Below are 20348 nucleotides of genomic sequence, written 5' to 3' on the forward strand. Positions count from 1 at the left end.
TAATTTATTTCATAAAAAAAGACCTTTTGATACTAATCAAAAGGTCTTTTTTATATCCAATACTAACTTTTTTAGAATCCGAAATTAACTCCTAAACCAAAAACTTCGCGGGTTTGAAACCCTCTAAAAGCATTGTCATCATAAATAGCCTGAAAAGATAAATTGGTGGTTAAATACCGATTAATTCGCATTACAACGGCTAATGAATAATCAATATCAACATTTTGTAGGTCTTCGAGATAATTAGAATACAGATTTAAGGTGTTTTCGGCAGATACATTCGCCATCAAATTGAATTTATAATATACCGAAGTGTAAAAACCCAATTCATAACGCATGCTTTTATTTGCATCAACACCAAAATAACTTCCGTCAACATACCCAACGCCCGAAGTGTAATCGTTACTTACAAAAGTAAATTTAGAGGTCAACGGAGCAAAATTTATCTTGAAGGCTTCTGTTTTTTTCCAAAACATACCAGGGCCAAAAGTTAGATAACCCGGAGAAAGAAATTCGGTGTTTTCCGTTCTTATTTCCGCGCCATTTATATCTTTTCCATAAAGATATCCTTTTGTAAATTGTGTTCTAAAATTTAAAAAGAAAGAATAATGCCATTCGCCAAATGCTTTTTTACCTAAAATAGAATTTAGTTCAAGTCGGTCATCTGTTTTTTTCTCAAAATCGGCATTCTTAGTCTGAAGCAAACCATAGGAAGCAAGCACTTTATTATCCCAGGTTATATCGTCTTTTTTGTAATTGAAATCATAGTTGATTCCCACATTACCAGACATATTATTTTCTCCGCCCGCAATCCAATTGTTGAAATTAGATTGATTGAAAAGAAGTGAAACATTTCCCTTTTTTTTCCATCCGTTTTTAGTTGTATCGGCTATTGATTTAACTGCTTTTTCGGTATTAAGAACTAACTCTTTTTCCGAATTTTGCGCTTGAACGAATACTGCTGTTGCGATAAACGTTACCAGTAATAGAATTGTTTTCATTTTCATTACTTTTTAGATTGCTAAACAACTATGATAAACCAATGAATCCGTTACGATTCATAACTAATGACAAACCTGAATTTTATGCTTTATATAATGGTACTGCAGAGCAGGCTTCACCATACATAATACTTCTGGCATATGGTTGCAAATATTGCGCAGCTAAAACATAAGCGCGCATAGGAACTGGTTTTTTAGAACATCCTTTTATGATAACAGGCTTGTTTTGATACACCGTATAATCAATTTTAGAAAGGATTGCTTCATACAGTGATGCATCTAAATCTTCTAAATATCCATTTACTATTTTCTTTGCAAAAGGCACCAACTGAATCGTTACCAAAATAGAAGCCCATGCCGGAACGATAGCATTTGTCCCACAGGAAACCGCTACATATTGATTTTGATATTGAGACCAATCATGATTTTTCAGCTTTTCTCTAAAGTCTTTTTCTTTTAAAATAAGACCTTCAAAAAGCCATTGTGAAATATCGATTTGCGCACGAATTCCTTCCGGATAATAGTCTTCAAGATCGAAAACTTCCAAAACACTATTCGCTACTTTATTGATTATTTCCATTTTTAAATTCTTAAAGTCAAAAGTCTCACCGTCAATAGCTTTGTGACGCTATGGCTTTTGACATTATGACTAATTTAAAGCATTCCTAATTCTAGTTTTGCTTCTTCACTCATTAAATCTTTACTCCAAGGCGGATCAAATGTAATCTCAACATCGGCATCTTTTACATGCTCAATTGATTTTACTTTTTCTTCAACTTCTCTTGGTAAACTTTCCGCAACAGGACAGTTTGGAGAAGTTAAGGTCATCAGGATTTTTACTTCATAATCTGTATTCACCATAACATCATAAATCAATCCTAATTCGTAGATATCTACAGGAATCTCCGGATCATAAATGGTTTTTAGTTTTTGTACGATAGCTTCGCCTAATTCTGCTGTGTTTATTTCTTCTGTCATAATTTTAATTTTTGGTGTTGAATGCCAAAGCATACATTTTAATATTTTTTATCATCGAAACCAATCCGTTGGCGCGAGTTGGCGACAAATGTTCTTTTAAACCAATTGCATCAATAAAATCCATATCAGCATCCAGAATATCAGCTGCTTTTTGATTAGAAAAAGCACGAATTAGTATCGCAATGATTCCTTTGGTCAAAATAGCATCACTATCCGCTGTAAAAACGATTTTATCACCTGCTTGTTGGCCTTGAAGCCATACTTTTGACTGACAGCCTTTAATTAAATTTTCATCTGTTTTGGCTTCTTCTTCAATCAACGGAAGACTTTTTCCTAAATCGATAATATATTCATAACGCTGCATCCAATCGTCAAACAACGAAAATTCGTCTATAATCTCGTCTTGTATTTCTTTTATGGTCATGCTATTTTTGGGTAAATGAAACTAATTTTGTTACTATTTTTTTTATTTCGGCAGGGGGAAAACCATGATCAAACGCTTTGGTTTCATAAGTTTTTCCTTTGTATGTTATTTTCAAATTGGCAATTGCTGCACCGTCGTAAAAACGTTTCTCTGTTGGCGCTTTCAAATTTGGAATGGCTTCTAAGTCCAATTTCTCAAACTCAGTTGTCAAAACGATCCAATCCTCATCAGAAATTTTGAGTTCAACTGGTTTTTCGTCTCTATTTTTAGCAACAAAAACCGTTTGATTTTCTACTAAAACTTTCTGATACATTCCTCGGGTTTGCGCTTCGTATTCGATTACGGCTGTTTTCATATCAGTGTTTTTTTGACAGGCACAACTGCTTATCATAAAAAGGCTCAGAAACAAGGCAATTGCTGTTTTCATAATTTGATTGTTTAGGACAACATCATTTGTGCCTTTTTAACGGCTTCTACCATGCTGTCTATTTCTTCTTTGGTATTATAAAAGGCAAACGAAGCGCGGATTGTACCGGGAATTTGAAAGAAATTCATAATCGGTTGCGCACAATGATGACCGGTTCGTACCGCTATTCCTAATTTGTCAATAATAGTGCCAATATCATACGGATGAATCCCTTCAATATTAAACGAAATCACCGAAGTTTTTGCTTTGGCTGTGCCAAAAATTTTCAATCCTTCAATTTCCAATAAGCGTTTGGTTGCATAATCAAGTAAAGCTAATTCCTGTTCCTGAATGTTTTCAAAACCAATTTCATTCATGTAATCAACAGCCGTTCCCAAAACAATTCCGCCAGCTATATTAGGCGTTCCCGCTTCAAATTTATGAGGCAAATCAGCATAAGTTGTTTTCTCGAAAGTTACTTCCTTGATCATTTCACCACCACCTTGATAAGGCGGCAATTTATTCAGCCAAGCTTCTTTTCCGAATAAAATTCCGGTTCCGGTTGGCCCACACATTTTGTGTCCTGAAAAAGCATAAAAATCACAGTCTAATTCCTGGACATTCGGTTTCAAATGCGGAACAGCTTGAGCACCATCGATAAAAACTGCTGCGCCAAATTCGTGCGCTTTATCAATCATGTATTTAATTGGGTTAATGGTTCCCAAAGCATTCGAAATGTGATTAACGGTAACAATTTTGGTCTTATCCGAAAGTAATTTGTCATATTCGGACATGATTAATTCGCCATATTCATTCATCGGAATCACCTTCAAAGTAGCTCCTGTTTTCTCACACAACATTTGCCAAGGCACAATATTGCTGTGGTGCTCTAAAGCGGAAACCAAAACCTCATCGCCTGACTTTAAAATCGAAGCAAATCCATTGGCTACTAAATTGACTCCATGCGTGGTTCCGGAAGTAAAAAGTACTTCATGCGCAAATTTAGCATTGATGTGATTTTGAATTTTACCACGAGAAATTTCATAAGCGTCTGTTGCTAATTGGCTCAAAGTATGCACACCGCGGTGAATATTCGCGTTGATTTCCTGATAGTATTTTGAAATCGCATCAATCACCACCTGTGGCTTTTGTGATGTAGCTCCGTTGTCGAAATAAACTAATGGTTTTCCGTTCACTTTTTGTGACAGAATTGGAAAATCGGCTCTTATTTTTTGAATGTCTACCATTACTTTATTTAGAATTTTTCTAAATACAAAAGTAATGAAATTGAAATTAATTTTTAGCAAACACTTGTTAATAAAATTAAACAATGCAGTAATTTGATTTAACTGCAAAACTAAATTTTTCTTATTCGGATGACGGTGTAAAATTTATGATTCTTTTTTCATAAATTGCTTTAAATTAATTCGCTATGAAAAAAATTTTCCAATTCCTTGGCTTCGCTTCTCTTATTGGTATTTCTTATTTTGGATATATCACGTATCCCAAACTGGATTTAATTTCCGGATTTTCGTCCAAAAGTATGGCTTCGGGATATTTTATCGATAACCGTTCCCAGGAATTAATTGAAAAAGGGGACAATGATATTGACATGATTACTTTGGCCACGAACAAAATTGATGAAAACGGAGAATTTGCAACCGCTTCTGTTTATGGTTTAAAAGAACGAAAAGCCATTTACCGCAAAGGTTTAGGCGTGACCTTAATCAACGATGATTTTGATGCTTCGAAACCGTATTTAATTCCCAAAAGAAGCAAATTAAGTAACAATTTACCTTTTCCGTATGGCAATAACGAACCAAAAGACACTGTTTTTGCCAATGTTGATTATACCAAATTGAATGCGGCTGTAGCCAATGCTTTTGATACAAAAGGAGCAAAAAACAAAAGAACCCGTTCCGTCATAGTAATTTACAAAGACAAAATTATTGCCGAAAAATACGATACCGGTTTTACTAAAAACAGTAAAATATTGGGTTGGTCAATGACCAAAAGTATTACCAGCGCTGTGTTTGGGGTTTTGGACCACCAAGGCAAATTTGATATTTATAAACCCGCTCCAATTCCGGAATGGGCAAACGACGAACGCAAAATTATTACAACTAATGATTTATTGCATATGAATTCCGGTTTAGAATGGGAAGAAAATTACAATACCATTTGTGATGCGACCCAAATGCTTTTTCAAGCCGAAGATATGTCACGTTCACAACTAGAAAAACCGGCCGCTTTCAAGCCTGACACACATTGGAATTATTCATCTGGAACGACTAATTTGCTTTCTGGAATTTTGCGGAAGCAGTTCAAAACGCATCAGGAATATTTAGACTTTTGGTACACCAATTTGATTGATAAAATCGGGATGAATTCCATGTTAATAGAAACGGATATGGCAGGAAATTATGTGGGTTCTTCTTACGGTTGGGCCACCACACGGGATTGGTCAAAATTTGGATTATTGTACTTGCACAAAGGCAACTGGAATGGCGAACAAATCCTCAACGAAAACTGGGTGAAATATACAGCAACACCAACAAAGACGTCAAACGGGCAATATGGCGCTCAATTTTGGCTCAACGCAGGCGGAAGATTCCAGGATGCCCCAAAAGATATGTTCTATTGCAGCGGTTACCAAGGCCAAATGGTTGCTATTTTCCCGAGCCACGATTTAGTAATTGTGCGAATGGGATTGAAAGAAGATCCTGAATTTGATTTTAATGGATTGTTAAGTGGAATTGTGGGCAGTTTGAAGAAATAAAAAAACCCGACAAATTTGAAATTTGTCGGGTTTTTAAAATTATAATTATTACTAATATTACAAATCAAATCCCATTTTCACGCCTAATTTATTAGCGATAATAGCAGTAATTCGTTTTTTGAGTTCTGGTATTTTGATGCTTTCAATTACGGCATTCGAGAACGCATACATCAATAATGCTTTGGCTTCTTTCTTAGGAATTCCGCGTTGTTGCATGTAAAACATTGCTGTTTCGTCTAATTGTCCAACGGTACATCCGTGAGAACATTTTACATCATCAGCAAAAATTTCTAACTGAGGTTTAGCGTTGATAGTTGCTTTATCACTCAATAAAATGTTGTTACTTTTTTGGAAGGCATTTGTTTTTTGCGCTTCTTTCTCCACATATACTTTTCCGTTGAAAACGCCGGTAGAACGATCTGAAAAGATGCCTTTATAATCTTGGAAACTTTCACAGTTAGGCGTCGCATGATTCACTAATGTATAATGATCCACATGTTGCTTGCCGCCAATGATTGTGATTCCGTTTAAAGTGCTGGTCAAACGTTCTCCAAAATGATAGAAATTCAAATTGTTTCTAGTCAAATTCCCTCCAAAAGAGAATGTGTCAACCGATACGTGACTTTCTTGTTTTTGAGAAACGTAAGTATTGTCAATTAAGTTGGCTTCTAGACTGTCGTTTTGAATTTTATAGTAATCAACAATAGCGCGTTTTTGAGCAAAAATCTCGGTAACCGAGTTGGTCAAAACCGCATTTTCGTTTAAACATTGGTGTCTTTCGATAATTTGAACATGAGAATTCTCCCCTACAATTACCAAGTTTCTGGGTTGTACCAAAAGCGCTGCTTCGGAACCGGTTGAGAAATACATAATCTCAATTGGTTTATCGGCCACTTTGCTTTTTGGTATGTTGATATACGCTCCTTCATTGGCGAAAGCCGTGTTCAAAGAAGTTAACGTTTCATCCTTACTGGCAATTTTGTTAAAATAAGTGTCAATAACCATCTTGTATTTTGGCTTGTTCAATGCCGATGACATCAAGCAAACGTCAATTCCTTCGTGTGTGGTTGAAGACAAGTTTGAACTAAAAACGCCATCAACAAAAACTACTTTATAGGTGTCGATTTCGTGTAAAAAGTATTTTTTTACATCTCTGAATTCAATTGTTTTTTCGTTTTTTGGAAATACACTAAAATCATTTTTTAGAATGGCATTCAGCGATGTATATTTCCAAGCTTCGTCTTTTTTAGTTGGAAACCCTTTATTTTCAAAGTTTTTTATAGCCGAAGTTCGTACATCATGAAGTTCTGAATGAACATCGATACGCTCTTCAAAAGCCATAAAAGACGATAGTAATTTTTCTTTCAATTCCATTTTTATTTAAGTCTTAAAGTCGAAAGTCAAATGTCTTAAAGTCGGGATAAGCATAAAATAGCTGATTGAACTATTCTTGACTTCGACTTTTGACTTTTAAACTTTACGACTAGATTCTAAGTATTTAATAAAACCACTTAACAATTTTGATATTTCTGTTACTGATTCTAAAAGTTTTTCAAATTCTTCTATAGTAATATAATCTAAATCAAATGCTAAATATAATTGAGAACGAACTTCTCCAGCGGAAGCTTTTGCAACATATAAAAAGTAAATAAACTCTTTGTCTGTATTTCTCTCAAATCCTTCAGCGATATTTGATGATATAGAAATTGATGCCCGTCTAATTTGTCTAATGAAATCAAAGTCTTTTTTGAAATTTGTATTTTCTGTAATTAGGTATATTCTTTTCTTGAATAGTCTTGCTTTTTGCCAAGAATTAATTTCTTCGAAAGAATTAAATTTCCCCATTACTTTTTTCTTTTGACTTTAAGACCTTTGACTTTAGACTGTTTTAATTTTACGCTTCTTGTTCTTGTTTAATCCAGTCGTATCCTTTTTCTTCAAGCTCATAGGCTAATTCTTTCCCTCCGGATTTTACAATTCTTCCGTTGTAAAGAACGTGAACAAAATCAGGAACAATATAATCTAACAAACGTTGGTAGTGCGTGATAACGATAATGGCATTTTTGTCACTTTTCAATTTATTAACCCCGTTGGCAACAATTCGAAGTGCATCAATATCAAGACCTGAATCGGTTTCGTCAAGAATAGCTAATTTTGGTTCTAGCATTGCCATTTGAAAAATCTCATTCCTTTTTTTCTCTCCACCTGAAAAACCTTCGTTTAGGGAACGGGACAAAAATTTTCTGTCGATTTCTAATAATTCTGATTTTTCACGAATAAATTTCAGCATTTGGTTTGCCGGCATTTCTTCTAATCCTTGTGCTTTACGCGTTTCGTTGATAGCGGTTCTCATGAAGTTAGTTACCGAAACTCCCGGAATTTCAACTGGATATTGAAACGAAAGAAAAACTCCTTTATGCGCTCTTTCTTCGGGTGCCAATTCTGAAATATCTTCTCCTTCCAAAAGGATTTCTCCATCAGTTACTTCGTAATTTTCATTTCCTGCAATAATTGCCGAAAGTGTACTTTTTCCGGCACCGTTTGGTCCCATTATCGCGTGGATTTCTCCTGCTTTTACTTCAAGGTTGATTCCTTTTAATATTTCTTTATCCCCAATTGAGGCGTGTAAATTTTTTATACTTAACATCTGTTTCTATTTGTTTTATAAAGTCTTAAAAAGATTAACCTACTGATCCTTCAAGAGAAATTTCTAATAATTTTTGTGCTTCAACGGCAAATTCCATTGGTAACTTATTCAATACATCTTTACTGAAACCGTTTACGATTAAGGCAATGGCTTTTTCGGTTGGAATTCCACGTTGGTTGCAATAAAAAACTTGGTCTTCGCCAATTTTACTTGTCGTAGCTTCATGTTCAATTTTGGCTGTTGGATTTTTACTTTCGATGTATGGAAAAGTATGCGCGCCACAATTATTACCCATCAACAACGAATCACATTGTGAAAAGTTTCGGGCATTATCTGCTCTGGCACTAATTTGAACTAAACCTCGGTAACTGTTTTGTGATTTTCCGGCCGAAATTCCTTTAGAAATAATGGTTGATTTGGTGTTTTTACCAAGGTGAATCATTTTGGTTCCTGTATCCGCTTGTTGGAAATTATTAGTAACAGCAATCGAATAAAATTCGCCTACTGAATTATCTCCTTTTAAAATACAAGATGGGTATTTCCAAGTTACAGCAGATCCGGTTTCGACTTGCGTCCAAGAAATTTTTGCGTTTTTCTCACACAAACCTCTTTTGGTCACAAAATTGAAAACCCCGCCTTTACCTTCTTTATTTCCAGGATACCAGTTTTGAACGGTTGAATATTTGATTTCGGCATCATCCATGGCAATCAATTCCACACAAGCAGCGTGCAATTGGTTTTCATCACGACTTGGAGCGGTACAACCTTCAAGATAAGAAACATAACTTCCTTCATCTGCAATGACCAAAGTTCTTTCGAATTGTCCGGTTCCGGCTTGATTGATACGGAAATACGTTGATAATTCCATTGGACAACGAACGCCTTTTGGAATATAACAAAACGAACCGTCAGAGAAAACAGCTGAATTCAATGCGGCGTAAAAGTTATCTTTTTGTGGAATAACGCTTCCTAAGTATTTTTGGACTAATTCCGGATACTCCCGAATCGCTTCAGAAATGGAACAGAAAATAATTCCTTTTTCGCCTAATGTTTTTTTGAATGTTGTAGCTACCGAAACCGAGTCAACCACAATATCCATAGCAACTCCCGAAAGCATTTTTTGTTCATCGATAGAAATCCCCAGTTTTTTGAATGTTTCCAATAATTCTGGATCTACCTCGTCTAAACTTTCGTATTTTGCTTTGCTCAAAGGAGCCGAATAATACGAAATAGCTTGAAAATCGGGTTTGTCATAATGCACATTTGCCCATTCTGGCTCTGTCATTTGTTCCCAGGCACGAAAAGCCTCAATACGCCAATCGGTCATCCATTGTGGTTCTTCTTTTCGAAGGGAAATGGCTCGAACAATATCTTCGTTTAAACCAATGGGAAACGTATCCGACGCGATATCTGTATAAAATCCGTACTCGTATTCTTTAGTTTCGAGTTCAATTTTTAAATCGTCTTCAGTATATTTTGACATATTTTTTTGTCTTAAAGTTTAAAAGTCTACTGTCAAAAGTCATTTTTAGTCTTGCGGGTTTATGCCTTTTGATTTTCGACTATAGTGAAAATGATTCTCCGCAACCACAAGTTCTACTTGCATTTGGATTATTAAAAACAAATCCTTTTCCGTTTAATCCGCCGGAGAATTCTAAAATTGTTCCTGCTAAATAAAGGAAAGATTTTTTTTCAACCGCAATGGTTATATCATTATCTACAAATATTTTATCGTCTTCTCCTTTGGCTTTATCAAATTTTAAATCATAGGATAAACCGGAGCATCCGCCGCTTTTTACACCTACTCTAACATAGTCGATAGCAGCATCAAAACCATCGTCTTTCATCAGATCGATGATTTTCTTTTTGGCAGTATCAGAAACTTTTATCATAGCTTATCTTTATTTCGTCTAAATTAACGACAAAGATATTACTTTTAATAGTTTTCGCCATACATCTTAACATTTTTTGATTGATGTAATCATAGAAAAAGTCTATTAAACCGTTTAAAAGTAAATGTATTGGCTAACTTTGTTACATCCAAAAATTAAAAAAATGAAATTATATCCTATAGAAACCGGCAATTTTAAACTCGATGGTGGTGCCATGTTTGGCGTTGTTCCCAAAACTATTTGGAACAGAACCAATCCTGCCGACGAAAATAATCTGATTGATATTGCCGCAAGATGTCTGCTGATTGAAGATGGAAACCGATTAATTTTGATTGATACCGGAATGGGAAACAAGCAATCCGAAAAGTTTTTTGGATATTATTCGCTTTGGGGAACGCATTCTATGGATAAATCGTTGGCAAAATATGGATTTCATCGTGATGATGTTACCGATGTTTTTATGACGCATTTGCATTTTGACCATTGTGGTGGAAGTGTGCAATGGAACCAAGACAAAACGGGTTATGAACCTGCTTTTAAAAACGCAAAATTTTGGAGTAACGATAAACATTGGGAATGGGCCACAAAACCTAATGTTAGAGAAAAAGCCTCCTTTTTATCCGAAAACATTTTGCCAATGCAAGAAAGCGGACAATTGCATTTTATAACCAGACCCGAAGGTGATTATTTAACACAATCTGAGCTGGGATTTGGGATTTTCTTTGCCGATGGTCATACCGAAAAACAAATGCTTCCACACATTCAATATCAGGATAAAACCATTGTTTTTTGCGCAGATTTATTGGCCACAGCCGGACACATTCCTATTCCTTATGTGATGGGTTATGACACACGACCACTTTTGACGATGGACGAAAAAACAAAATTTATGACTGCTGCTGCCGAAAATAATTACTACTTATTCTTGGAACACGATGCGCATAATGAAATTATAACTGTCGAAAAAACAGAGAAAGGCGTTCGACTAAAAGACCGATTTTCTGCCGAAGAACTATTAATGTAGTGTTAATCATTTCATTTTTATAACAAAAAAACATACTTTAGTCGCATATTTAACATTTTTAAAACTTGTACATGAATAGCATTAAACCTTTCTACATTTCTGCGATTGCTATGTTGGCTTTGGCAGGATGTGGTGCATCAAAACAAATTGCCACAACAGCAACTCCCGCTGTAACTGCTCCCGTAATTATCAAAAAAGTGGCGCCTATTGCTGATATTGACTTAAAACGCTGGAGCCATTTAGACCTAGCCAAAGATACAATTCCCGGAATGAGCGTTGATAAAGCATATGCTGAATTATTGAAAGATAAAAAAGGAATTAAAGTAATTGTTGGTATAGTAGATTCGGGTGTTGATATTGAGCACGAAGATTTAAAATCAGTAGTTTGGACTAATGCCAAAGAAATTCCCGCTAACGGAATAGATGATGATAAAAACGGTTACATCGATGATATTCACGGATGGAATTTTCTGGGAGATGCTGTAAACGAAAACTTAGAAATGACCCGAATTATCAAAAAAGCCGATGACGGATCTGCCACATACAAAGAAGCTAAAAAAGTATATGACGAAAGATACAACAAAGCTTTGGAGGATAAAAAACAAGTCGATTTTATTGTAAACACCAATCAATCTATTCAAAATTACTTGAAAAAAGACGTTTATACGGTTGAAGATTTGAATGCAATTGTTACGACAGACAACGATTTGAATAAAAATAAAATGATAATGACTCAAATCCTTTCTCGCTCAGGAGCAGGAATTTTTGACGAAATCAAAGAATACAGAGAATATGTATATGACAATTTTGATTTTAAATTAAATAAAGAATTTGAAGGTCGAAAAATTGTAGGCGACAACCCAGAAGATATTGAAGACAGAAAATATGGAAACAATATCGTTTTTGGTCCCGATAAAGAAAAAGCACTTCACGGAACACACGTTGCCGGTATTATAGCACAAGTTCGCAACAACAATTTGGGTGGTGACGGTGTGGCAAATCATGTTGAGATTATGGCGGTAAGAGCCGTTCCTAACGGAGATGAATACGACAAAGACATTGCCTTGGCCATACGTTACGCTGTAGATAACGGAGCAAAAGTAATCAACGGAAGTTTTGGTAAAAATTTTTCCCCTAATAAAGAATGGGTTTTTGATGCTATAAAATATGCCGGGAAAAAAGATGTTTTACTTGTTTTTGGATCTGGAAATGACGGAAATAATATTGATTTAGACGTGAATTCTAATTTTCCAAGAGATTCTAAAGACAATAAAACCGAATTTGCAAGCAACGTACTGTCAATAGGCGCCTTGACTGATGTATATGGTGAAAGTGTAATAGCACCTTATTCAAATTATGGAAAATTAAATGTAGATGTATTTGCGCCAGGTTCCGAGATTTACGCCTCAGTGCCTAACAACAAATACAAATATTTACAAGGAACTTCTATGGCTTCGCCAAATGCGGCTGGAGTTGCGGCATTAATCCGTTCGTATTATCCAAAATTATCGGCCAAAGAAGTGAAACAAATCCTAATGGACTCAGGAACTCCGCTTCCGGCAACAGTTGCTTTGGGAGAATCACAAGAAAAAAAATCAGTTGCTGAAACCTCAAAATCAGGAAAAATGATCAATGCTTATGACGCATTGCTTATGGCTGAAAGAATGTCAAAAAAATAAATTTAAACTATTAATCTATTGGAAGGGCTTTTGTCCTTCCATTTTTTATTGAAAAAAAGATGAGAAAATTACTTTTACTGGCTTTTATCGCCCTTCATTCCGGTTCGCTTTTTGCGCAAAGCACAACATACTGGCAACAACACGTTGATTACAAAATGGAAGTTGCTATGGATGTAAAAACCTATCAATACAAAGGCAATCAGGAACTGGTTTACACCAATAATTCTCCGGATACCTTAAAGAAAGTCTATTATCATTTATTCAACAACGCGTTTCAACCCGGCAGCGAAATGGACGCCAGAATACAAAGCATCAAAGACCCGGATTCAAGAATGGTTAATAAGGTGAAAGTTGATGGTAAAGAGGTCAAAGAAAGCCGAATCAAAACGTTGAAACCAAATGAAATTGGGTATTTACGAATTTCAAACTTCAAACAAGACGGAGTTGTTGCCACTGCTAAAGAAGTGGGAACCATCTTGGAAGTTACTTTGGCAAAGCCCATTTTACCCAATTCTAAAACCACTTTTACACTAAATTTTGAGGGTCAGGTACCCGTTCAAATTCGTCGTTCGGGAAGAAATAATGTCGAAGGAATCGAATTGTCAATGACGCAATGGTATCCTAAAATTGCCGAATTTGATTTTGAAGGTTGGCACGCCGATCCGTATATCGCCAGAGAATTTCATGGTGTTTGGGGAAATTTCGATGTGCAAATTACTATCGACAAGAACTATATTTTAGGAGGTTCCGGGTATTTATTAAACAAAAACGAAATAGGTTACGGCTATCAGGATGAAGGAGTTGTTGTAACACTGCCAAAGAAAACAAAAACCTTGACTTGGCATTTTAATGCACCAATGGTTCATGATTTTGCTTGGGCTGCTGATAAAAATTACATTCATGATGTGGTAAAAGGGCCTAATGATGTTGACTTGCATTTTCTATACAAAAACGATTCAAAAATCATAGAAAACTGGAAAAAAGCCGAACCAAAAATCGTAGCTATAATGGCGCTTTTTAACAAAACTGTGGGTGATTATCCGTACAAACAATACTCTGTAATTCAGGGTGGCGACGGCGGAATGGAATATGCCATGTGTACTTTAATTTTGGGTCAAGGCGCCTTAGATGGTTTAGTCGGACTTATTGCACACGAAATGGGACATTCTTGGTTTCAACATATTTTGGCCTCAAACGAATCTAAACACGGATGGATGGACGAAGGTTTCACCTCTTATTTAGAAGATTTTGCCACCAATGAAATTGCAGAAAACAAAGTCGAAAACCCCTTTACCGGCGCGTACAAAGGGTATTTTTCTATGGTAAATTCCGGTAAGGAATTGCCTCAAGGCACCCATGCTGACCGTTTTGACGAAAACAGAGTTTACAGCATTACCTCTTACAGCAAAGGAGAAATTTTCTTGACACAATTAAGCTATTTGATTGGAAAAGAAAATCTGGATAAAACCTTAAGACGCTATTATCAGGAATTCAAATTCAAACACCCTACTCCAAACGATATCAAAAGAACGGCTGAGCGTGTTTCGGGAGCAGAATTAGATTGGTATCTAACAGATTGGACACTAACAACAAATACCATTGATTATGGTATCAAAGAAGTAAAAGAAAACGCAGGTCAAACCACCGTTGTTTTAGAAAGAATCGGCAGAATGCCAATGCCAATAGATGTATTGGTCGAATACACAGACGGTACAAAAGAGAGTTTTTATATTCCGTTGCGCATGATGAGTTTCGAAAAAGAAAATCCAAACCCTGCCGTAAAAAGAACCGTTTTAAACGATTGGGCTTGGGCTTATCCTACCTTTGAGTTTGCGGTTTCAAAACCAAAAACAAGCATCAAAAAAATCACCATAGACCCAAGCGGATTAATGGCCGATGTGAAACCGGAAAACAATAGTTTTGAACTCAAATAGTTCTAATTAAGATTGTAATTCAATTTTAAAAAAACGCTTCCATTAACTTGAAAGCGTTTTTTTAGTTTAAATTTAAAAACATTTCTGCTTTATCCCATTTATTATCAATTAATTAGAACCTAAAAAACCCTAAATCAAAATTCTAATAACGTATCTTTACTAAGCAAAACAAAAGGAATTTCTTTAATGAAAAAGTCATTGTACATAGTACCCTTTTATACGCTTTCGGTATTGTTGTTATTCTTTGCCAGCAGTTGTAACAAAAGCAGACCCGCCAATAAAATCCATGATGAGGAAAAAAAAGAACTTGCTTCAGATACTATTCCGCTTGATACGATAGTAAAAACCGTTTCCGCCACAATTGACACCGCCGATTATAATAAACGAATGCTTGCACTGAGCAATTATGACACCTCCGGAAGATGGCCCGTAAAAACAACCTATCCGCTACCCGGAGCCTTGCTGCCTTACAACCGAATTGTGGCCTTTTATGGAAATTTATTTTCTAAAAGAATGGGGATTTTAGGCGAACTTCCCAAACAACAAATGCTAAAAAAATTACAGTCTGAAGTGGCCAAATGGCAAGCAGCTGATACTACCGTAAAAGTAATTCCGGCCTTACATTATATCGCTGTAACCGCACAAGGCTCGAACAGCGTAAACAACAAACACCGTTTGAGAATGCCGTTTCGCCAAATTGACACGATTGTAAATTGGGCAAAATCAATCGATGCTGTGGTATTTCTGGATATTCAAGTGGGTCACAGTTCTGTAAAAGAAGAAGTGGTTTCCTTATCAAATTATTTTAAATTACCCAATGTCCATTTAGGAATTGATCCCGAATTCTCTATGAAAAACGGAGAAACACCAGGCACAAAAATTGGAACATTCACTGCTGACGATATTAACGACGCCATCGATTTTTTGGCCAAAATAGTTCGGGACAACAAGCTTCCGCCAAAAGTACTCGTGGTACACCGCTTTACACAACGCATGGTTACCAATTATAAAAAAATAAAAACAATTCCCGAAGTACAAGTAGTAATAAACATGGATGGTTTTGGCGATAAGATTTTAAAAAAATCAACCTATCTCGCCTATATATACAGGGAACCGGTGCAGTTTACAGGCTTTAAATTATTTTATAAAAATGACACCAAAAAAAGCTGCAACGGGTTATACACGCCCGAAGAATTACTGAAATTTAAGCCTCAACCCATCTACATTCAATATCAATAATTGAATTATGAAAAAAACTACACTGTTATTCCTGACCCTTTTTTTGGTATCAATAGGATGTTTTTCTGATACAGGCACGATAAAAAAAGAAATTGCCGTAGCCAGTCCTGCGATAAAATTAGAAAAACCAAAAACCAATACTGCCGCATTAATTATTTCTAAAAAGGAAATTCCGGTTTTATGTTATCATAACATTCGAGCTATTCAACCAAATGCAAGTGCCACAGTCAAAGCGTATACCGTAACTCCAAAAGCTTTTGAAGAACAAATGAAAGCCTTATCGGATGCAGGATATCAGACCATTCTCCCCGATGAATTGTATGCGTATTTAGTGCATAACAAACCGTTACCTGCTAAACCAATTCTAATTACTTTTGATGATACGCGGGAAGAACACTTTCGTTTAGCCGCTCCAGAAATGGCTAAATATGGTTTTAAAGGCGTGTTTTTTATCATGACCGTTTCTATTGATCGTCCAGGATATATGAACAAACAGCAGATAAAAAATTTATCAGATACCGGACATAGCATTGGCTCACACACTTGGGATCATCATCGGGTAACTAAATACTCCCAGAAAGATTGGGAAATCCAACTCCTCAAACCGCAACAACAACTTGAAGCGATAACCGGCAAACCCATTCGTTATTTTTCCTATCCTTTTGGGTTATGGAATGCCGCCGCTATTGCAAGAATAAAAAATGAAAATTACAAACTGGCCTTTGCTTTAGCCACAAAAAGAGACACTGTTGAACCTCTTTTTACGGTAAGACGCATGATTGTTGGCGGCACTTGGTCTACTCCTACTATGCTCAAGGCGATAACAACTACTTTCAATAAATAAGCCCGATTGGGTTTAATGATGCGTTTAGTATTTTTATATGCAATAAAAAAACTTGACAAACTTTGCTAAAGTCGCTGCAAACTTTGCGAACTTTGCGTTTCAGAAAAATTTACAATGGCAAAAATACTTACAGGCGTTCAAAGTACAGGAACACCACATTTAGGGAACTTACTTGGCGCAATCATTCCCGCAATAGCATTATCGAATAATCCTGAAAACGAATCGTTTCTTTTCATCGCCGATTTACATTCGATAACCCAAATAAAAAACGGAGCAACCTTACGAACCAATATCTACAGCACTGCAGCAGCTTGGCTTGCCTGTGGATTGGATGTCAACAAAGTGGTCTTCTACAGACAATCGGATGTGGCACAAACCGCAGAGTTGTCTTGGTATTTGAGTTGTTTTTTCCCTTTTCAACGCTTAACATTGGCACATTCTTTCAAAGACAAAGCCGATCGTTTAGAAGATGTCAATGCAGGTCTTTTTTCGTATCCAATGTTGATGGCTGCCGATATTTTATTGTATGATGCCGAATTTGTTCCCGTGGGAAAAGACCAATTGCAACACTTAGAAATAACGCGTGATGTAGCCTCTCGTTTCAACCACCAAATGGGAGAAACTTTCGTTATTCCGGAAGCCAAAATCCAACAAGACAGCATGTTAATTCCCGGAACCAATGGCGGAAAAATGAGTAAATCAGCCAATAATTTTATCAATATTTTCTTGGATGACAAAGCTTTGCGCAAACAAATCATGAGTATTGAAACAGACAGTACGCCGCTCGAAGAACCAAAAAATCCTGAAACCTGTAATGCTTTTGCGATTTATAAATTATTAGCCACCGAAGAACAATTAGCGGTTATGAGAGCTAATTATTTAGGTGGAAACTACGGTTACGGACACGCCAAACAAGCGTTATTTGAGTTAATCACAGAGAAATTCAAAAGCGAAAGAGAAAAATACAATTACTACATTAATAATCTTGCTGAAGTAGATGCTTTATTGAAAATTGGCGCTGCAAAAGCCACCATTGTTGCTAATGGAGTCTTGAACAGAGTAAGAGAAAAATTAGGATTCGAAACACTTTAAAAAGCTTCTTTATAAAAAAGCCGAAGACGCACCTTTGATCTGTGCATCTTCGGCTTTTTATATTAAATCGCCTCAAATAATTTCCCGGGCAGGGGTCGAATAACACCTTTCAGTTCCATATTCAACAGCATTCCTGAGATTTTATAAATCGGAAAATCACATTGTAAGGCAATAATATCCATTACTTCTTTTCCGGTTTTAAGAAGGTAATCGTAGACTTTTTGCTCATCGGCATCCAGAGTCACAAATAATTGTTTTTGAATGGGTTTGGTTTCTTTTTCTAAATCCCAATTCAAGATATAAATTAAATCAGCGGCACTGGTCAGCACATTTGCTTTTTGCGTTTTTATCAGGTTGTTGCAACCTTGACTGTATTTATCCGTAACACGGCCGGGAACAGCAAAAACATCCCGATTATAATCATTCGCCATATTGGCCGTAATCAAAGAACCGCCTCTATCCGCAGATTCTATTACAATTGTTGCCTCAGACATACCCGCTACGATTCGGTTTCTACGCACAAAATTTTCTTTATCAGGATTGGAAGAACTCCAAAATTCGGTCATAAATCCACCATTTTGTTCTACTTTGGCCACATATTTCTTATGCGTTTTTGGATAAATTTGATTTAGACCATGCGCCACAACACCAATAGTTTGCAAGTTATTTTCGATGGCCAATTGATGCGCCACGATATCAACGCCATAAGCAAAACCACTCACAATAATAGGATCTAAAGGCGCTATATCTTCCATCAATTTTCTACAGAATTCTATTCCGTAAGAGGTGATTTGGCGTGTTCCAACAATGCTGATTATTTTTTTATTCTTTAGATCAATGTTTCCCGAAGTAAACAACAAAACCGGACCATCAATGCAATGTTTCAATCGCTCCGGATAATTTTCGTCTTGAAAATAAGCTACATTAATTTCATTTTTTTGAATAAAATCCAATTCTTGGTTGGCTTTTTCAAAAACGGATTTGTCTTTCAAATTTTTTATTAAAACCGAACCTACGCCATCAATTCCGGTTAGTTGCGAAGCTTTTGCTTTAAAAACAGATTCGGCATTACCAAAAAGAGTCAGTAATTTTTTGGCCATTATATCGCCCACTCCTTCTACTCTTTGTAAGGCCAATAAATGAAATAAATCTTGTTCTATCATAAATGAAATTATACCGTATGGTTACTTATCAAACTGTTTTATATGATTTCAATGCCATAAACAGTTGTTTTTTCTCCATATAAAGATAGCTTTTTTATTACATTTATAAGATAAATAAAGTTATTTTTCGATTGCAGACAGAACGGCTTTTAAATAACTATTTGAAATTGAAATGTATAAAATTTAAAGCCGATTGTTAATAACAATTGTGAATAAAATTTTGATAAGTATTTTGGTTGTATAACTTTGTTACTATGAAAATCGAACTTTACATCGCGCAGCTTTTATACCGTTATCAATGTGTAACCGTTCCGGGTTTTGGAGCTTTTTTGACCGAAATCCAATCGGCACAATTAAATGAAAATACCAACTCATTTTCTCCTCCAAAAAAAATGATTTCTTTCAATGCTTATTTGAAAAATAATGATGGTTTATTAGCCAATCATATTGCTCAAGCCGAAAAAACATCATATGAATATGCCGTAAGTGCGATTCAATATGAAGTTTTTACTTGGAAAAAAGCCTTGCAGGAAAATGGTCTTTTTTCAATCAAAAATGTAGGTGATCTTACTTTGAATAGAGATAATAATTTGATTTTTACACCTTACGATAACACCAATTATCTGACGAATTCATTTGGTTTAAGTCCTTTTGTTTCTCCGCTTGTAAAAAGAGAAATTTTCGAAAAAGAACTTGAAGCGATTGATAATCAAGATAACGTTATTGATTTCGTTCCAGAAACAAGAACAACAAATCCATATTTAAAATACGCCGCAATTTTTGTACTGGGATTAGGATTAACAGGAAGCATTGGTTACCCAATTTACCAAAATCAAATCGCTACCGAAACTATTCTGGTAGAAACATCAGTACAAAAACAAGTACAAAACAAGATTCAACAAGCTACTTTTTTTATTGAAACGCCAATACCTGCTGTAACTCTTTCTGTAAAAGAAAATAAATTACCGTATCATATTATGGCCGGTGCTTTTAGAAATGAAAGAAATGCAGAAAATGAATTGGATCGTTTAACTCGTTTAGGCTATAAAGCGAAACGTATTGCTCCAAATAAAAACGGCCTTTTTCCGGTACTTTACGGAAGTTTTTCCACATTTGCCGAAGCAGAAAAAGTAAAAAATGAAATTCAGAAAACACTAAATCCTGAAGCTTGGATTTTGATTCAATCACTATAAAAAACGAAACCTATTCTTAACCGAATAGGTTTTTTGTTTAAGGTCAATTCGAC

Annotated in this window: 20 protein-coding genes; 8 read left to right on the forward strand and 12 right to left on the reverse strand. The window is 35.7% G+C overall.

The genetic code is table 11. The features are described from left to right. Positions 1–71: 71 nt before the first annotated feature. From O6P34_RS04430 to O6P34_RS04455, 6 genes are all read right to left on the reverse strand, one after another. Positions 72–1001 (reverse strand): DUF3078 domain-containing protein, encoded by a 930-nt coding sequence (locus O6P34_RS04430; protein WP_269686121.1) that lies wholly within the window; start codon positions 999–1001, stop codon positions 72–74. Between the two features lie 82 nt (positions 1002–1083). Next, entirely contained in the window at positions 1084–1581 is a 498-nt protein-coding gene (locus O6P34_RS04435; RefSeq protein WP_269686122.1) for a DUF2480 family protein, read from the reverse strand. A gap of 74 nt (positions 1582–1655) precedes the next feature. Continuing rightward, positions 1656–1979 carry an SUF system Fe-S cluster assembly protein gene (locus O6P34_RS04440; protein WP_269686123.1) on the reverse strand — a complete coding sequence of 108 codons (324 nt, stop codon included), beginning with the start codon at positions 1977–1979 and terminating at the stop codon, positions 1656–1658. Positions 1980–1983: 4 nt separating this feature from the next. After that, positions 1984–2403, reverse strand: coding sequence for a SufE family protein (locus O6P34_RS04445; protein ID WP_269686124.1), 420 nt, complete (start codon positions 2401–2403; stop codon positions 1984–1986). 1 nt (position 2404) lies between these two features. Continuing rightward, the gene (locus O6P34_RS04450) at positions 2405–2830 is read right to left on the reverse strand and encodes a hypothetical protein (RefSeq protein ID WP_269686125.1); all 426 of its coding nucleotides are present in this window, start codon (positions 2828–2830) and stop codon (positions 2405–2407) included. A gap of 11 nt (positions 2831–2841) precedes the next feature. Continuing rightward, positions 2842–4056 (reverse strand): aminotransferase class V-fold PLP-dependent enzyme, encoded by a 1215-nt coding sequence (locus O6P34_RS04455; RefSeq protein ID WP_269686126.1) that lies wholly within the window; start codon positions 4054–4056, stop codon positions 2842–2844. Between the two features lie 185 nt (positions 4057–4241). Here O6P34_RS04455 and O6P34_RS04460 point away from each other — a divergent pair, with 185 nt between their 5' ends. Continuing rightward, positions 4242–5588 carry a serine hydrolase domain-containing protein gene (locus O6P34_RS04460; RefSeq protein WP_269686127.1) on the forward strand — a complete coding sequence of 449 codons (1347 nt, stop codon included), beginning with the start codon at positions 4242–4244 and terminating at the stop codon, positions 5586–5588. Between the two features lie 57 nt (positions 5589–5645). Here O6P34_RS04460 and sufD read toward each other — a convergent pair whose 3' ends face one another. From sufD to O6P34_RS04485, 5 genes are all read right to left on the reverse strand, one after another. Further along, entirely contained in the window at positions 5646–6962 is a 1317-nt protein-coding gene (sufD, locus tag O6P34_RS04465) for a Fe-S cluster assembly protein SufD (protein WP_269686128.1), read from the reverse strand. Between the two features lie 96 nt (positions 6963–7058). Further along, a complete protein-coding gene (locus tag O6P34_RS04470; RefSeq protein ID WP_269686129.1) occupies positions 7059–7433 on the reverse strand; it encodes a four helix bundle protein in 375 nt (124 codons plus the stop codon). Between the two features lie 49 nt (positions 7434–7482). Continuing rightward, positions 7483–8235, reverse strand: coding sequence for a Fe-S cluster assembly ATPase SufC (gene sufC, locus O6P34_RS04475; RefSeq protein ID WP_269686130.1), 753 nt, complete (start codon positions 8233–8235; stop codon positions 7483–7485). A gap of 34 nt (positions 8236–8269) precedes the next feature. Further along, the gene (gene sufB, locus O6P34_RS04480) at positions 8270–9718 is read right to left on the reverse strand and encodes a Fe-S cluster assembly protein SufB (protein WP_269686131.1); all 1449 of its coding nucleotides are present in this window, start codon (positions 9716–9718) and stop codon (positions 8270–8272) included. A gap of 79 nt (positions 9719–9797) precedes the next feature. After that, a complete protein-coding gene (locus O6P34_RS04485; protein ID WP_269686132.1) occupies positions 9798–10127 on the reverse strand; it encodes a HesB/IscA family protein in 330 nt (109 codons plus the stop codon). A gap of 163 nt (positions 10128–10290) precedes the next feature. Here O6P34_RS04485 and O6P34_RS04490 point away from each other — a divergent pair, with 163 nt between their 5' ends. From O6P34_RS04490 to trpS, 6 genes are all read left to right on the forward strand, one after another. Next, positions 10291–11151, forward strand: a complete 861-nt coding sequence (locus O6P34_RS04490; protein ID WP_269686133.1) for an MBL fold metallo-hydrolase — start codon at positions 10291–10293, stop codon at positions 11149–11151. A gap of 71 nt (positions 11152–11222) precedes the next feature. Beyond that, entirely contained in the window at positions 11223–12830 is a 1608-nt protein-coding gene (locus tag O6P34_RS04495) for a S8 family peptidase (protein ID WP_269686134.1), read from the forward strand. A gap of 59 nt (positions 12831–12889) precedes the next feature. Continuing rightward, positions 12890–14764, forward strand: coding sequence for a M1 family metallopeptidase (locus O6P34_RS04500; RefSeq protein WP_269686135.1), 1875 nt, complete (start codon positions 12890–12892; stop codon positions 14762–14764). A gap of 186 nt (positions 14765–14950) precedes the next feature. Beyond that, entirely contained in the window at positions 14951–16003 is a 1053-nt protein-coding gene (locus O6P34_RS04505; RefSeq protein ID WP_269686136.1) for a hypothetical protein, read from the forward strand. 7 nt (positions 16004–16010) lie between these two features. Then, positions 16011–16847 (forward strand): polysaccharide deacetylase family protein, encoded by an 837-nt coding sequence (locus O6P34_RS04510; protein ID WP_269686137.1) that lies wholly within the window; start codon positions 16011–16013, stop codon positions 16845–16847. A gap of 114 nt (positions 16848–16961) precedes the next feature. Continuing rightward, positions 16962–17939, forward strand: coding sequence for a tryptophan--tRNA ligase (trpS, locus tag O6P34_RS04515; protein WP_269686138.1), 978 nt, complete (start codon positions 16962–16964; stop codon positions 17937–17939). Positions 17940–18001: 62 nt separating this feature from the next. On the opposite strand, the gene dprA is transcribed toward trpS, so the two are convergent. Beyond that, on the reverse strand, positions 18002–19102 hold the full coding sequence (dprA, locus tag O6P34_RS04520; RefSeq protein WP_269686139.1) for a DNA-processing protein DprA: 1101 nt from the start codon (positions 19100–19102) through the stop codon (positions 18002–18004). A 254-nt stretch (positions 19103–19356) separates the two neighbouring features. On the opposite strand from dprA, the gene O6P34_RS04525 reads away from it, so the two are divergent. Then, on the forward strand, positions 19357–20295 hold the full coding sequence (locus O6P34_RS04525) for an HU domain-containing protein (protein ID WP_269686140.1): 939 nt from the start codon (positions 19357–19359) through the stop codon (positions 20293–20295). The last annotated feature ends 53 nt before the right edge of the window (positions 20296–20348 follow it).

The sequence above is a fragment of the Flavobacterium lacustre genome (assembly GCF_027474525.2).
Taxonomy (GTDB): Bacteria; Bacteroidota; Bacteroidia; order Flavobacteriales; family Flavobacteriaceae; genus Flavobacterium; species Flavobacterium lacustre.

Bases quoted from the DNA above. Each gene is read 5' to 3' on its own strand.
- sufB (WP_269686131.1), bottom strand. From the start codon at position 9,718: ATGTCAAAATATACTGAAGACGATTTAAAAATTGAACTCGAAACTAAA.
- O6P34_RS04495 (WP_269686134.1), top strand. From the start codon at position 11,223: ATGAATAGCATTAAACCTTTCTACATTTCTGCGATTGCTATGTTGGCT.
- sufC (WP_269686130.1), bottom strand. From the start codon at position 8,235: ATGTTAAGTATAAAAAATTTACACGCCTCAATTGGGGATAAAGAAATA.
- dprA (WP_269686139.1), bottom strand. From the start codon at position 19,102: ATGATAGAACAAGATTTATTTCATTTATTGGCCTTACAAAGAGTAGAA.
- O6P34_RS04450 (WP_269686125.1), bottom strand. From the start codon at position 2,830: ATGAAAACAGCAATTGCCTTGTTTCTGAGCCTTTTTATGATAAGCAGT.
- O6P34_RS04440 (WP_269686123.1), bottom strand. From the start codon at position 1,979: ATGACAGAAGAAATAAACACAGCAGAATTAGGCGAAGCTATCGTACAA.
- O6P34_RS04505 (WP_269686136.1), top strand. From the start codon at position 14,951: ATGAAAAAGTCATTGTACATAGTACCCTTTTATACGCTTTCGGTATTG.
- O6P34_RS04430 (WP_269686121.1), bottom strand. From the start codon at position 1,001: ATGAAAACAATTCTATTACTGGTAACGTTTATCGCAACAGCAGTATTC.
- O6P34_RS04460 (WP_269686127.1), top strand. From the start codon at position 4,242: ATGAAAAAAATTTTCCAATTCCTTGGCTTCGCTTCTCTTATTGGTATT.
- trpS (WP_269686138.1), top strand. From the start codon at position 16,962: ATGGCAAAAATACTTACAGGCGTTCAAAGTACAGGAACACCACATTTA.
- O6P34_RS04490 (WP_269686133.1), top strand. From the start codon at position 10,291: ATGAAATTATATCCTATAGAAACCGGCAATTTTAAACTCGATGGTGGT.
- O6P34_RS04525 (WP_269686140.1), top strand. From the start codon at position 19,357: ATGAAAATCGAACTTTACATCGCGCAGCTTTTATACCGTTATCAATGT.
- O6P34_RS04485 (WP_269686132.1), bottom strand. From the start codon at position 10,127: ATGATAAAAGTTTCTGATACTGCCAAAAAGAAAATCATCGATCTGATG.
- O6P34_RS04455 (WP_269686126.1), bottom strand. From the start codon at position 4,056: ATGGTAGACATTCAAAAAATAAGAGCCGATTTTCCAATTCTGTCACAA.
- O6P34_RS04500 (WP_269686135.1), top strand. From the start codon at position 12,890: ATGAGAAAATTACTTTTACTGGCTTTTATCGCCCTTCATTCCGGTTCG.
- O6P34_RS04470 (WP_269686129.1), bottom strand. From the start codon at position 7,433: ATGGGGAAATTTAATTCTTTCGAAGAAATTAATTCTTGGCAAAAAGCA.
- O6P34_RS04435 (WP_269686122.1), bottom strand. From the start codon at position 1,581: ATGGAAATAATCAATAAAGTAGCGAATAGTGTTTTGGAAGTTTTCGAT.
- O6P34_RS04445 (WP_269686124.1), bottom strand. From the start codon at position 2,403: ATGACCATAAAAGAAATACAAGACGAGATTATAGACGAATTTTCGTTG.
- sufD (WP_269686128.1), bottom strand. From the start codon at position 6,962: ATGGAATTGAAAGAAAAATTACTATCGTCTTTTATGGCTTTTGAAGAG.
- O6P34_RS04510 (WP_269686137.1), top strand. From the start codon at position 16,011: ATGAAAAAAACTACACTGTTATTCCTGACCCTTTTTTTGGTATCAATA.